Origin of the sequence: Halococcus thailandensis JCM 13552, assembly GCF_000336715.1 — an archaeon.
Lineage (GTDB): Archaea > Halobacteriota > Halobacteria > Halobacteriales > Halococcaceae > Halococcus > Halococcus thailandensis.
This window is the reverse complement of sequence record NZ_AOMF01000184.1, coordinates 1-14,277: the sequence shown is the minus strand read 5'-3', so window position 1 is coordinate 14,277 and position 14,277 is coordinate 1. Positions and strand designations below refer to the sequence as shown.

General features: G+C 58.7%; 9 protein-coding genes. All 9 read left to right on the top strand.

Annotated features, from left to right (window positions below; translation table 11 throughout):
* Positions 1 to 279 precede the first annotated feature (279 nt).
* On the top strand, positions 280 to 4,632 hold the full coding sequence (locus C451_RS19455; RefSeq protein ID WP_007743384.1) for a type IV secretory system conjugative DNA transfer family protein: 4,353 nt from the start codon (positions 280 to 282) through the stop codon (positions 4,630 to 4,632).
* 650 nt (positions 4,633 to 5,282) lie between these two features.
* On the top strand, positions 5,283 to 5,552 hold the full coding sequence (locus C451_RS19450; protein WP_007743382.1) for a hypothetical protein: 270 nt from the start codon (positions 5,283 to 5,285) through the stop codon (positions 5,550 to 5,552).
* Between the two features lie 625 nt (positions 5,553 to 6,177).
* On the top strand, positions 6,178 to 6,675 hold the full coding sequence (locus tag C451_RS19445) for a hypothetical protein (protein WP_007743379.1): 498 nt from the start codon (positions 6,178 to 6,180) through the stop codon (positions 6,673 to 6,675).
* A 314-nt stretch (positions 6,676 to 6,989) separates the two neighbouring features.
* Positions 6,990 to 7,565 carry a hypothetical protein gene (locus C451_RS19440; RefSeq protein WP_007743378.1) on the top strand — a complete coding sequence of 192 codons (576 nt, stop codon included), beginning with the start codon at positions 6,990 to 6,992 and terminating at the stop codon, positions 7,563 to 7,565.
* A 1,582-nt stretch (positions 7,566 to 9,147) separates the two neighbouring features.
* Positions 9,148 to 10,560 carry an SOSS complex subunit B family protein gene (locus C451_RS19435; protein ID WP_152420513.1) on the top strand — a complete coding sequence of 471 codons (1,413 nt, stop codon included), beginning with the start codon at positions 9,148 to 9,150 and terminating at the stop codon, positions 10,558 to 10,560.
* Between the two features lie 1,153 nt (positions 10,561 to 11,713).
* Positions 11,714 to 11,863: a hypothetical protein gene (locus tag C451_RS22710; RefSeq protein WP_161605875.1), complete on the top strand. Its 150-nt coding sequence runs from the start codon at positions 11,714 to 11,716 to the stop codon at positions 11,861 to 11,863.
* A 203-nt stretch (positions 11,864 to 12,066) separates the two neighbouring features.
* Positions 12,067 to 13,038: a hypothetical protein gene (locus tag C451_RS19430; protein WP_007743376.1), complete on the top strand. Its 972-nt coding sequence runs from the start codon at positions 12,067 to 12,069 to the stop codon at positions 13,036 to 13,038.
* 158 nt (positions 13,039 to 13,196) lie between these two features.
* Complete coding sequence (locus tag C451_RS19425) at positions 13,197 to 13,826, top strand: hypothetical protein (protein ID WP_007743375.1); 630 nt, start codon at positions 13,197 to 13,199, stop codon at positions 13,824 to 13,826.
* Between the two features lie 209 nt (positions 13,827 to 14,035).
* Positions 14,036 to 14,277, top strand: a 242-nt coding sequence (locus C451_RS19420) for a hypothetical protein (protein ID WP_007743373.1), incomplete at its 3' end; no start/stop codon positions are given.

The following is a 14,277-nucleotide window of genomic DNA, read 5'->3' as shown; positions in this document are numbered from 1 at the left end:
ATGTGTATAAGAGACAGGCTCTACTGGGACCCAAGTGAGACGGGAAGTGCCGGCAGCACCGTTGTCGAGGCGAAACGAGAGGCCGTCGAGGCTTCTGAGGACGGCGATGCGATAGTTGTCTCAGATCAGTCTACCAATCGAGACGGGGAAACAGCTGTAGACAGTGATTCAGACGCTGCTGCCGATAATATCGACCAACCCACAAGCGCTGATGGTGGCACGGCACAGGCTTCACCGGCAGCAGGATCGTCGCGAGTCATCAAGCACGAGACGGGCGTCATGACGCTCGATCCGCCCGATGCGATCCCTCGCCACGATTCACTGAGCGAGCTTGAGCGGCCCACCCTCACCCAGCGAGGGACCGTACTCGCTCGGCCCCAGGTCGATGACGAATCAGTGACCCCGTTCGGTGTGAGCTGGGACGCGCATACGCCCAAGCGAAAGAAGGACTGGATGACCTCTACGACAACCTTGTCCGACTGGACCTCCCAACGTCGGAGCAACGAGGAAAATAGCCAGGAAACAAACGAACACGAGCAAACTACAGCTCCAAACGGCGAGGTGATCGATTATCTCGTCGACGCTGAAGATCCGACTGCAGCACAGTTCGTTTTCAAGCCGAAACCGGACTGGGAGAACGAGCGCGTCGATCGCCAGATCGCACTCGAAGATCGAAAGGACACACTCGGACAGCGGGCTGCTCATCTGATTACTGGCGTATTCACGGGACTAACTGATACGGGTGCGCCACCAAAGGGTGTCAAACAACAGCGGCGGCGGCGACATCGACGAGCAGGGCATCGGAACCCTAACCAGTCTGTTCCGGGTGCACGTCGATCTTCGGGTCCGAAAGAAAATACCAGAGAATACCGGCGGCTAGAGCAAGTCAAAACCGTCACGTCAGGTAAATCGTACACCGCCAACCTCCGCACAGTCGGCGTCCACGTCGAGGGTGCAGCAGGTGATGCGGACTCACCTTTCGAGACTGAAGCTAGGAGCGAAGGCGAAGCCAGCCTTGAAGCCACACTGGACGGACTCTGCTCGGCGCTCGACATCCTTGACGGAGAGTTCTACAAGATACAGGGATCTCGAATCGAGAGTGGAAAGGCGGCCAAGAAAGCCCTCAATCGATTCACCAACCGAGAGATCACGACCGGCCGAGGGAACACCCGGTCTGACTTCGTGTTCACTCCCAACGAGTTGTCAAGTCTCTTCGTCGTTCCGTCCTCCGAAAGTCTGTCGGAGAAGGCCACGCGAGCGGTCCAAGCCGAACAGCAGAGCCGGTCGCCTGTCGCAGGGCCGCGGCCAGAACTCCGGCCTCACTACAAAGACGGGATGGCAGTGGGTGATCTGCCGGATACGACCGGGTATACGCAGCCGGAAACGATGCATCTTCCAGCGACGTTGATGCGGACTCACTGGGCGCGATTCGCCGCAACCGGCTCGGGGAAGTCAACGGGGCTTTCGACAGATGCACTCTCGACAGCAGAGAGCACTAATGGCCCAGAGATCGTGATCGAGCCGAAAGACGGTGACGTGATCCAGAACTTCATGCGGGCGTACGCGGCCAAGCATGGGTTCGACGCCCTCGAAGAGGATGTGCTGTACTTCCCGGTGCCGGAGGTCCTCCCCGGTGTGTCGGTGTTCGACGCCCGGCAATCGCTTTCGGAGGGAGCGCGCCGCACGGACGTCATCCAGGACTTATCCGAACGTTACGTCGAGATCATCAAACTCCGGATGGGGACGGATGCATTCAACGACGCGAAAAACGCCGAGACAGTCATCAATTACCTGATTGATGCACTGCTCGATGAAGAGTACGGTCGGGAAAACGGTCGATACCGCCAATCGGAAGATTACTTCTCGCATGGGCAGCTCCAGCATGTGATCGACCGGGTACTGGAAGCAATCAAAGCCGAGGAAACGACCGCACTCCCGAAGTCGTCAACCGACCAGACCACACGGTCACTACGTCGGTATCTGATGGATGATCCTTCGACCGCGAAAAACATCCTTCGGGGTGTGGCAACGCGAGCAGACACGATCTCGCGCGATCCGCATATCCGAGAATTGTTCAACAACACGACGTCAAATTTCGACTTCCGAGAACTCCTCGAAACGGATAAGATCGTGTTGTTCGACCTGAGCGGGTTGCGAAAGAATCCGTCAAAGAGCATGGCGGCAGTCCTGCTGACGATGCTCTACGACGCACTGGACGATCGCAACGAGTGGTTGAACAACCAGCCCGACGACTACGTCGTGAACCTGTTCGTCGACGAGGCGCATACGGTGACGGTCGCCGAGACGATGAACACGTTGCTCGAACAGGGGCGTGGCTATCGGATCGGCGTCGGGCTGTACGCGCAGTATGCCGAACAGATGCGTCACGAAGGTGGCGAGCAGGTTTATCAGAACACACTCAACAATATCCATACCCGAATCGTGGGGAACATCCCGGTTGACGATGATCTCGCAGAAGCCCTCGCAACCGAAGAGATGGATCCCGTAGCAGTGAAGAATCGTCTCCGATCGATGCCGCCCGGAGAGTGGTTCGTGCGGTTCCCGAGCCCAGAGTTCTTCGAGTCCCCGCCACGGCCGTTCACCGTGCAATCGCGTCCGATCCCACAGGGTCACGCCGAAGGCGATTCCCCACTGAGTCAAGAAGACGAAGAGCGGTTCCAAGAGACAGTCGACCGGATAGCAGCTCATACAGATGCGGAATTCGGTGCTGAAGAAACGCCGGTATCGATTCTCACCGAGGCTCCGCTGGGTGTGATTGACCTGTTGGATCTGGGTTCGCGAGACATAGACCGAGTGCTGGCGTCGTTAGTGCAGTCAGCGCAGATGACGACCAGTCGAGAGACGCCCAACAAGGCCGTTGATGTCGATGGACTCCTCGATGAACTCAGTGATTGTTACGAAATGGCCGAGGGCTGTTCGGCTGACAGCATGCCCGCTCGCGACGAGCTGGTAGCAATCATGGAGCGGTCGCGATTCCTGGAACTCGATTCCGTCGAAGCCGGAGTCGGCACCGATTCCACCGATGCAAACAGGAGTGATAGCGACCTGCAGGTGCGGCTGGCCGAAACCAGCGCCAGTGCAGACACAGAGATGGACGACACCGGAGAATCGTCGGTGAGTGAAGGACCCAACGAGGAGCCAACCAATGAGGAGGCAAGTGGAGATGAGGGTACGGCTCCAGACGAGGGCGTTGACGAAGGCGTCGACGAGGACGAAGACGAGGGTGAGAGTGCAGATAAGAGTGAGGCTGGGAGCGAGAACGAGGATAAGAGCGTCGAGACAGTCATCGAGGCAGAAGCAGAGTCCAAACCAGCTGTCGGAACCAACCGAACGAGCGGTGGGGAGGGGCACAGTACGGCGTTGAAGCGAATCGACGCCGCGCTCCACTCCAACGGCTGGACGATGAAGACAGTCGAGCAGGACAGCCTCGATCTCCCGGACGCGCGCGCCTACCACCCGGATATGGCGCAGGTCGCCCATGTCGAAGCCGAGCATACGACGCCCGAAGTGCCGATGAAGGTGATCCAGAACTACCTGAAGGCCGCCGAGAAAAACGCGCTGTGTCTCGCAGTCGTCGAAGAGAAGCCAGATGATCCGCTCCACTGGGCACACCGAGTAGAGAACATTCTCTCGGATCCGGTCAAGAAACACGGCGATAATGGAACTGTTGAGCTCTACACGAACAGCGACGAGGAATTCGAGTTCCCCGGTGGCGGCCATATCGACGGGACTGTGAGAGCAGTCCGACGAGTGACCAACAAAGACGACTCACGCCGGTCGGTGTGGACGCGCGAATCTATCGAAGACGGCGACGACGAGTACGTGCTCCGGACGAGTGATGGGGAGGAAGTAGCCCGAATCAACACGAGCGAGATCGCGGAGCCACGGAAGGCCAGCTTCCCCGCTGTTTATCGGTATCGGCGTGATTCAGAGTCGGGAACATACATCGTCTACGAGGGTGCAGCAGAGCACACCTACGACTCGAAAGACGCTTTCACCGAGGAGTGGGTGACTGTCAAGCAGCCGTTCGTCCCAGCGATCGATCTCGACGAAACACCCACCCCGAGCGAGGACTATGCAATCGTGGTTCTGCCCGCCGAGGAAGGAGACGATCCCTACGTGTTTGAGGACGGATCGACCGCTCCACTGGCAGCACTCGCATCGGACGATATTGTATCAGAAGCACACACCAAAGCTGTGGATGACGAAGCATCAGATGATGCATCCTCACAAGGAAGCTCATCCTCTTCGCCGGAGTCACTCACGTGGGAAGAGTCGAAAGAGCGGTTTATCGAGGAATGTCTTTTCACCGCTGATGATCTCGAATCCAATCCCGAGTTAGAGGAAGCAGCCATCATCAGCAATGATGATCTTGTCCTGCCAAAAGGTGATGCAGTTGATGCGTTCAACATGTGGCAAGAAGAACACCTCAGTGAAGATCAGCTTCCCGATAAACCCAAGAACACATCGAGATTCACCCGAGATATCCTCACTCCTTATGCTAACCATCACGACATCGAAGTCGAAACTGCTCGCCGAACTCTTGACGGAAACCGCCTTACTTGCTACAAAAAATTCGGCTTGACGGAGAGCGGTAAGAAGAGACTATAATAACATATCTGGTAATCCTCATCCAGATACTAGATTATCCGTAAATCGCCATACAGCGAACCGGTGTCAAGGGACCTGACCAGGAACCATCGCGACTGGATATTTATCCTGTCTATTCTATCTTCAAAACCACCATACGGCGAGGTGATGACAGGGGAGCTGACAGGGGAGAATCGGCAATTTCTACCCACATGATTTGCTGACAAGGGAGAAACGCAATACGGCGGAGGGGTGTCAAGGGAGCCGGTCGAAAACCAACCGATATAGAGGGGGGCAAATCGTATTGGACATGGGTGGACGGGAGTTGAGGATGGATACTCTGACTATCACAGATTTGGTATTGAATCTAGGGAGGGTGGCAGCCGCCCGAAACAATGGGTGACCAGGAGTAGTTCCAGAGACTGACTGAGCCTGAGATCAGCGCGAGTAATTCAACCAATTCACTGACCGCGAGAGCATCATCGACAGCCCACAAACCACGACGAAAATAGCTCTGTCTCACTTCAATATACCCAGCTCGTGATACAACACAGATCTAAGAATATCGCAGCAATCAGCCCCATGGTTTGGTTGAGTGTACCCCCGGAATCGATCGTTGAGAACGGCCACGATTTTGTCGCTCCCGAGGGGGTGAAAGGGAGTCATCGCAAATGCGCCAACTACCAGTCACCCGCGAAACTGAATCGACGACAACCATCAGAGACCAATCCGATGTGGTCGGTCTCGCCGAAATTATCGACCTTGACAAACTCGCTCGATTGACGGCTATCGTGTTCGGTGTCTTGCTCACTGTCTACATTATCACCCTGTGCTTAGCAATCGTGATCGAGTGGCCACTTGTCTCGACTGGGCTGTCCGTGAGCAGTATTCTTTCCGGGGTGACGTTCGGATTCGGGATGGTCATCGAGATCGTTCGCTAACATCTATTTGCTATTCCAGGAGCGAGCTCTGTTCCAGGTGGGGTGGGGGGATCGTGGTGGTCGGGAAGTGTGGCATGTAGAGGTGAGGTGAAGAAGAGAGTCGCCAGATCATCGTAGACTATTGACCCGCTCAAGATTTGTCCACTCCTGGACGCGGTCGTGGGCTCGATTTTTCACCCCCGAAAGAGTGAGGGGATTCCAAGGAATGGCACGAACGCAGTGGCAGCGGCGACGGGCGGTTGCATCGACAGTTCACCAGCTTCGAACGATCGTCTGGATAGTGTTGTTCACCTTCGTTGGTCTAGACTTCATTCTCGGTGGTGTCTTTCCGGTTTGGATGGTTCTCAACGCCAGTCTCTTCACCATTCTCGAAGGGTGCATCCGTGTCTTCTCTCACGTCCAGAGTCGCCTGCTACGCTGAATTTTTCACAGAGACGATTCTCTTCCCGCACCGCACAGCACAGAACGCATTCACACGCGTTTCTCGCGCGCGTTTGACGGGACCGGACAGCATCCGCGACCGCGACCGCAGCGGAGGTGGATCTGGCCATCGCGGCTGTCACAATTGGCCGACCGCTATACGCAGGGCAATTTATTACCCCTGAAGGAGTGAGGTGTTCGAGAGATGAGCATCAGTTCCGATGGCGGCAACGCACAGACTCGTGATTGTCCGGACTGCGGCGAGGAGATGGAATACGACGCCATCCGCGAGCACGGAAGTGAGTTCGCAACGACGCTGTATCAGGGATGGTGGTGTTCGAACTGTCGCAAGGGCATGGTCGACTGTGGTGAATGTGACAGCCTGCACCATCCAGATTACGAGTGTCTGCCCAAGCAGGAAGCGCGATTCGAGGCTGCCCGGGACGATCTCGGTGGCAAAGCGAAGATCCCTCGGTATGGTGAAGTCTCGCTTGAGGAATGCGAAACGGTTGGAGATGGAGACCCCGTCTACATCGTCGAGGATCGATGTCCACATAGTGAGTGCGACGGCGATCTCATCTTCAAGTTGGTTCGCAACGAGGACTTCGCCAAGCGGTATCCCCATGTTATCGAATTCGAGTACGAAGTCGCCTTCGAGCACTGCTCGCGACTCGACGAGGGTTGTACGTATCGACGGCCCTGACAGCACTGGCGCTTTCTGTTTGCTCTCTGGATAGCACGTTTTCTTCGCTTGTGTTCTCTCCTTGGCGTTCTCTTCGGACCGCGTCGGGGTGAGACTCCCGTCGGTCGTCCCACCCCTGCTACGGGTTAGTCACTTCGGAGGCGGAAGCCTGGTCTGAGATCCTGGAGGATTTGTTCTTCCCAGAGGGGGTGAGGGTTTCGAGTGATGGAGCGACACCACGACGAGGTCGTCGTAGGACAGTGGTGGCGTTCGGAGGTTGGTGTCGGCGAGATAGACTGAGACGAGATGAGTCGGTGAAGCCCTCGGAGTAATCAATGAGTTCTGGGACTCACAACGGGAGACTGGTAGCGGCAGTACAGTCAGACAACAACGAAGGGTTCGAACGGATCGCATCGACTATCGGCGCGGTGGTTGCGTATGCACCGTTCGGGTGGTGGCTCAGTACTACCTATCCCAGCTTCGCACTTCTCGGTGGAGTGCTGGCAGTCGTGGTTGGGAGTGGACCGGATCTGCTGACCAGGATCGGAATCCCGAAGCGATGGACGCATTCGCTGGGTGGATCGTTCGCCATCGGTGGACTGCTGGCCGCCGGTGGGTGGTGGTTCGCCGGAAACATCTACATCTACGCTGGACATCAGCTTGTGACGTCACTCGCTGCAGCGGAGTACGGCTTCGTGATCGGGCTGGTGAGTGCGTTCGGGCATATACTCGGCAGTGAGATGACTGGCTCGGAGGTTCAACCGTTGTGGCCATTCATCAACCAGGAGGGCTCAGTCAACGTTCGTTCGTTGGTAGATCTCCGGGAGAACGAGGGTGTCAACTTCGTGGGGTCGCTTAGCGTTGTTGCTATCGGTTCGTCGATCGCGACTGTGATGATCTTCCCTCTGTAGGGCCGGCGTTATCGAGCTCTCATTTTTTGGTATTGTGACCGTATGCGCGCTACGTACGGTTTGCTGTGTGTGTTTGCTCGTACCCTACCGGTGGTGTGGATGTCTCATCTGGATGGGGGAGCGACGGAGCACGATCTGGAGCTGTGAGAACAGCGACAACGACTACGACCACGACGGCTACGACTATGAAAGCCCCCGGAGCGCTCGAGTCCCGCGGCTCGCTGCGCTCCTCGCTTCGCTCCGGTGCTTGTGTCGCCGGGGTTCCCCGAGCGCTCCGGCCCCTTTCAGTCCCACCTACTGCAGACCGCTACAGCGACAGCGACAGCGACAGCGACCGCTACACTACTGCTACCACTACCGTTACCGCGACCGCTAAAAGACCGCGTGCGCGTTCCTCACGCACGGACTGGGACGACCCGCACCGCACATCGGCGTTTCCTCGTGCCGCGCGGACGCTCGCTATCGCTCGCTCTCGCAGGGACAGCGCGCACGCGTGCCGCGCGCACGGAATACCGCGCCGGCCCATCCGGGCCGTGGCGAGCCGCGGGGCGCGAGTCAAGCTCAGCCTCACCGCCCGTCTTCCAGCGCCGAGGGCGGCGCTGTCAGCCGGTCGGTTTCGCTGAGCTACACCGATCCGCCACCCCACCCAATCCTCCAGTCTTCTTCTCGGCGCGCGCCCCGATCCTCACCCCGTGGTAGGGGTTCGGATCGGCCCGTCACCACTCGCTCGCTCCACACCGCGCTCGCTCGGGTTCGGGGTTCCGTTGCGCCGTTCACGGACCTGTGCGCCGCCTTGACCTCCCTGCGGTCGGCGGCGGCGGTGCTCGGTCTGTTCACGCCGGACGGGTGCGACGCGCTGTCGAAGACGACCGACCCCGCTCTCTCCGCACTACCCGAGCGGGGAGTCGGTCGCCCCTTCGGGGTTTCCCACGGCGCTGTCGCGCCGAGCTAGATTACTCTGACGCCACCTAAAGGTCCCGGTAGTGCTCGTTGCGACGCGCTTTCGCCCTTTCGCGTTCCAGCCTCCCCGCCCAGCGCGCGCTTGCCGAGCCAGCCCCACGACCCCACTCGCTTCGCTCGGGGGTATATCGGGGCGGCTCGCCTGCCCGCGCCATCGGCTGGACACGGTGACGGACACGACGGACTTGTGCAGACGCGGGGCCGAAACCGGGTTCGAACAACCACACCGCTCCGCGCTCACCCGGAACCGGCACCCGCCCGCGCTTCGAACAACCGCACCGGCCGCACTCGCGCGGCGGAACCATTAGGTGGCGACGCTTTGGGGCCGCCACTTGCCGGCAGCCCGCGACCCCACTCGCTTCGCTATCGCTCCGCTCGGGGGTATATCGGACTGCCGCTGTGTGGCGGCCCGTCGCTTCAGAGCATAGAGTGAGGTGTCGGTAGGCGGGATGGGCCGCAGGCGGTTGCGACAGTAGCTGACCCGCCGCAGTGGTGGTTGACTGGTGGTTCGAACGGTTGATTTGTTACGCCCTGACGGGGCGAAGGGCGTATAGATGTGTCTCGTCGGTGAGACGGCGAGACGCGGTTGGTGAGACAACCACGCCCCAAGTCGAAGATGACAATGAGTTCTAAAAACTCCAGTGGTAAGACGGTTTCGGTCGCACAGGATGAAATCGAAAACGGTGTGGACGCGGAAGCGGGCGCGGAGCGGTGTGCGACACGGTTCAGAGAGCGGGGGAATGAAGGGACGAGTGGGCACGTGACGATCGAAGACACGTTCACTGCGCCAACGAGCGTGACCCAGCGCGAGGGTGAAAGCGGCGTTGGTCGAGATAACATCGCTCTCGACGTGCGCGAGGACGATGAGGGTGGCGTCACCAATTCCATCGCAGGACAGTTGGGGAACGCGGATGAGCTGATGTCGAAAGTCGGTACGAGCGATGGTCAGGCGATCGTTTCGGACAAGCAGCGCGAGTTGGATGCCGAAACCGAGCAAGGTGAAAATGTCGTCTACATGGGTGACTTCGATTTCGCCGAAACTGGCGATGATCCCTACGATTGGACGTGTGCCATCGACGAGGAGAATCGCACTCTCGAACAGGAGGAGCGTGCAGCTGGCGTCGAAGCCGAGTTCGATAGATTCCATGAACAGGCCCATGCCGCGCACGAGCGTGGTGAGGAGCCAGGACGAGCCAACGCAGCGGCGAATCGGCGGCTGGCTCGGTCGTGGGTTCCTGACCCTCGTGGAACGACCGTCGAGGAGGTCCAAGAAGAGATGGAGCCCCGTGTGGACCCAGAAGCGTTCGTGAAAGAGCAGGTTCCAGAAGCGCTCATCGAGGAAGTGCGCGAAGAGGCGCGGCGTCTCAGTGAGAAATATGAGTTGAGCGGTCCGGAGTGGACCGTTGCGAAGCACATCGTCGAACGAGTCGGTGATGGGACGGACTTCGACATGGCTGTCTTCGCCGAACGTGAAGCTATCAAGAACAGGTGGCCGATGGAGGGTCAGGTCACGGAGTGGAACGAATACGGGAAAAATCGGCGTGTTGTGTCGGGGCAACGCCAGTTCATCGAGGACATCAACCCAATGCAGGATGTGACGACCATCGAAGGTGAAGTCGTCACTCTGTGGGACCCGAAGGACCCGGCAGGTCAGCAGCAGGTTGGACTCGTCGATGACGGGACTGGTGAGTGCAAGGTGACTGTGTGGCAGAGTTCCTACAAGGACACGATTCTCCACGAAGGTGATACGGTGCGAATCATCGATGGTGAACCTGACCAGTACAACGGGCGACCGACGGTCGCCGTTTCAGGTCGGACGAAGATGTGCGTGCTCTCGCACGGTGATGGTCCGGCTCCTCGTGGAACACAGTGGTACGATTCGCCGAAATTCGATGTGCCGATGATGACAGAAATCCACCGTCGTCGCACGTATCGTCATCGGAACCCCGAACGTGGACTCTCGGCGAATCCGAACAAGGAGTACGCAAAAGGAGGTCAGACCATCGGAGTTGAGGACACGATCGACTCAAAATAACTCTCAGAGTTTTTCTCTTCTTTTTTTTAATCGCGGCAACCACCCGCGCGCCGAAGGCGCGCGTCCTCCCCAGCCTCCTCCCTGCGGGGCGCACGTTGTGCGCCTCCTCGGTCGTCCCTCGCGCGCGGACTGCGCCAAGGCGCAGTCAACGCACGCGCCGCCGCTACGGCTGCTACTCGCTGAAATACAATAGAAGCTAAGCGCACAATCTTCCGGGTGGATTGTCCCCGCTATTGTATGGCTCGCCACGCTCGCCACATGCCGCCCTGCCGCGGCGCTTGGCACCGACCATTCCGGGCATGCGCTGGCTCGCGTTGCGAGCCACCGGTCCGGGCATATGGTTTGCTGCCCGCATTAAGCGCGTTTTCGGTTGCGCCCCTCGCGGGCTTTCGCGTTCCAGGGCTTTGTGCCAGCCGCGATTGCCTGCGGAACACCACGACCCACCCACAAGGGGTGGGTATATCGGTGGCCCGCAGTCTTCCCGACCGACAGTCGCCCTGGACACGGACCCGCAGTCCGGGCCGGACACGAGAAACGGCTTAAAGCGGTCGCTTGCTCTGGGCGGGTTGGCGCGCGTGGCTGGTTGTCGGGGATGGTGTTGCCCGCTCGCGCCGCGCGCTACGCAGTGCCCGCGGCGCGGAGGCGGGCGTGGAGTAAGTGACTATGGTTTCCAAACTATCGGCCACTCAAGGTGGCTGTTGGTTCTGTGGTACAGACGCGAAATCATCATGGGAATTCTCCTGGAGCTTCGATACTCATTATCATTCTTGGTGTGCATGGGCTGTTGTCGGCGATATCGACAAGGACCCAGTTCTGGAATACGAATCTCGGTCGCTCTGACTCTCGGATTTCAGTTTATTTTCCGGCCACCCGCGCGCCGTAGGCGCGCATTCAGCGCGCGCCACCGCTACCGCCACAGCTCCAGCGACCGCAACCGGACTCATACTCTGTCAACAGGTACAGGATAACGATGAATTTCTGGTCTGGGTATCTCTGTGGTTGGAAGACCGATTGAGTGTCGCCCCTTTTGTCACCCCCAGAGGGGGTGAGGGCAGTAGCAAGAAGAGTGCCGTCGTGAGGAAAGCGACGGACAGCAACGCTTCTCGCCTGTTCAACAGCAGGTGAGGGCAGCTAAGCCCTCAAGATCAGAACCATGAGCTCTAGCACTCAGAGCGGTAAGGCGGTTTCGGTCGCACAGAATGCCGAACTCAACGAGTGGATGCGACAATCGGCTCCTGATCACGAACCAGTGATCGATCTCGAAGAAGATATCGTCGGTAGCAAGAACCATCTCCTCGGCTAGGCCGGTAGGTTTCTTTCTTTTTGGCAAGGAGACACATGGTCGATCAGTGTGTCTTCTCCACGACAGCAACAGCGGCCGCAACCGCGACCGCGACCACAACCGCGACCGCCTCAGCAGTTTTGTTTCCACCGGAGGGGTGCAGGGTCGAAGAGCAGTTCGCAGGTCAAATCGGCCCATCAGAAGCGAACGAGGTAGTTCCAATAATGTCCGTACAATCCACCAGTGGTTCGATCGTCGAACAGTTCCAGACTAACGCCGATATCGAGGTCGATCCCGAGGACGTCCACGAGCGTGTCACGACGCTCATCGATGAGTATCAGGTTCCCGAGGGCGAAGCACGTCGGAGCGTCGTGAGTCACCTGCTCGATGAGCACGAAATCGATCGCGATGCGTTCTACGCCCAGTCGGGATCGGACGGTAACGATCTCGTCGGATGTGGTGACATCGAGGCTCCCGAGCAGTGGGTTGATCTGGAGGCCGAGGTCATCCAGCTGTGGGAGCCCAAGAGTGATTCCATTGCTCAGGTCGGGCTGCTGGCCGACGACACCGGCCGAATCAAGTTCGTCTCGTGGGCGGCCTCGAATCTTCCCGAGCTTGAAGAGGGTGAAGCGTACGCGCTCTCGAACGTCGTCTCGGATAAATACGACGGGAAGTTCTCGGTCAAGCTGAACAAGACGACCAACATCGAGCGCCTTGATGAGGAGATCGACACCGCCGACGGATCGGAGTCGTTCACCAGTGAAGGTGCGTTGGTGAAGATCAAGCCCGGAAGCGGGCTGATCAAGCGCTGTCCCGAAGAGGACTGCTCGCGTGTCCTCAACGATGGGCGGTGCTCGGAGCACGGGCAGGTCGAAGGCGAATTCGACATGCGGATCAAGGCCGCCCTTGACAACGGTCAGGAGGTCGAGTCGGTGATCTTCGATGCCGAAGCCACCGAGGCCGTCACGGGATGGTCGCTGGACGAAGCAACCAGTGCAGCGATGGACGCGCTCGATACCACGATCGTCGCCGAAGAATTCCGATCCCAGCTCGTGGGGCGGTACTTCGAGATCGAAGGGCCGGAGGTCGGGGAGTACCATCTCGTGGATGAAGTCGAAGAGAGCAGTCCGGATGTTGCGTGCGAGGCAGACGCAGCGCGACTGCTCGACGAGCACTTCGACGCGGAGATGGACTGAACCGAGTTCTAAGCAGGCTATCGTTCGCGATCAGTGGACGCGTTCCGACCGCGCCGTGACGGCGACGGTCCGCAATTTTTCATCCCCGTAGGGGTGAGGGGCGAGAGCAACGTGGAATTGCCACGTAGCAGTGTGCCCCAATCGAGGTTCGATCAATCATGAGTTCAAGTGCCAACAGCGGTAGCGACGGTCGTAGCAATCGCCAGCCAGCCAAGCGTGCGTTCGCGGCGGAGTTCGAGGATGCATCGGAGACTTTCCAGGACGGTGATGACGAGCGGTCGCCGAAGTTCACGGTGCTCCCCACTGGAGCGAATGCGAACCGGGTGTTCGTGGTTGGGACGCTGACCGAGACCAAAGATGTCGCCAAGGGCAGTGATAGTGAGTATTGGCAGGCACGTGTAGTCGATCGGACGGGGACGTTCTTCGTCTACGCAGGGCAGTATCAGTCCGAAGCGATGGCAGTCTTGCGGAGCATGGAGGCTCCCGAGTACGTGGCAGTCGTGGGGAAGCCACGGAGCTACGAAACGGATGATGGCGATATGCGCGTGTCGCTGACGCCCGAGTCGGTCACTAGCGTGGATCAGGCGACGCGCGACCGGTGGGTAGTCGAAACTGCCGACCAGACGCTCGATCGGATCGAAGCCATGGAAACCGGCGAGGGTGAGGCTGGAGAGCAGGCTCGGGATGCCTACCCCGAGGCGAACATGAGCGAGTACAGCCAGGAGGTCAAGGTCGCGCTCGCACAGGTCGCCAGAGACGAGAGCAAGGGCGAGGGAGAGGGCGAATAAGAACACAAGTAGAGCCTGTCCAAGAAACATCGGCAAGGAAATCAGATTCTACGGATTCTGAGTTCACATGACGTAGATTTTATCTAGCGGAAACTCCTGTNGAGCCTGTCCAAGAAACATCGGCAAGGAAATCAGATTCTACGGATTCTGAGTTCACATGACGTAGATTTTATCTAGCGGAAACTCCTGTATAGCGTAAGGATCCACACGTGACGTCTAACTTTATCCGATACGACCAAGATCAGCAACACCTCCTGCCGAAGAACGTCGCGGAGTGGGTCGAAGACGATAGCCTCGAACGCTACGTTTCCGACGTTATCGATCATCTCGACAACGAGGGCCGGCTCGATCCCTTCTATCCAGAAGATCGGGCGGACGGCCGTGGCCGGCCGCCCTTCCATCCCGTCATGATGCTCAAGATTCTCGTCTTCGGGTACTGTATCGGGGTCCG

Excerpts from the sequence above, each read along its gene's own strand:
- C451_RS19430 (WP_007743376.1), top strand. The coding sequence starts at position 12,067 with ATGTCCGTACAATCCACCAGTGGTTCGATCGTCGAACAGTTCCAGACT.
- C451_RS19455 (WP_007743384.1), top strand. The coding sequence starts at position 280 with ATGACGCTCGATCCGCCCGATGCGATCCCTCGCCACGATTCACTGAGC.
- C451_RS22710 (WP_161605875.1), top strand. The coding sequence starts at position 11,714 with ATGAGCTCTAGCACTCAGAGCGGTAAGGCGGTTTCGGTCGCACAGAAT.
- C451_RS19435 (WP_152420513.1), top strand. The coding sequence starts at position 9,148 with ATGAGTTCTAAAAACTCCAGTGGTAAGACGGTTTCGGTCGCACAGGAT.
- C451_RS19445 (WP_007743379.1), top strand. The coding sequence starts at position 6,178 with ATGAGCATCAGTTCCGATGGCGGCAACGCACAGACTCGTGATTGTCCG.
- C451_RS19440 (WP_007743378.1), top strand. The coding sequence starts at position 6,990 with ATGAGTTCTGGGACTCACAACGGGAGACTGGTAGCGGCAGTACAGTCA.
- C451_RS19450 (WP_007743382.1), top strand. The coding sequence starts at position 5,283 with ATGCGCCAACTACCAGTCACCCGCGAAACTGAATCGACGACAACCATC.
- C451_RS19425 (WP_007743375.1), top strand. The coding sequence starts at position 13,197 with ATGAGTTCAAGTGCCAACAGCGGTAGCGACGGTCGTAGCAATCGCCAG.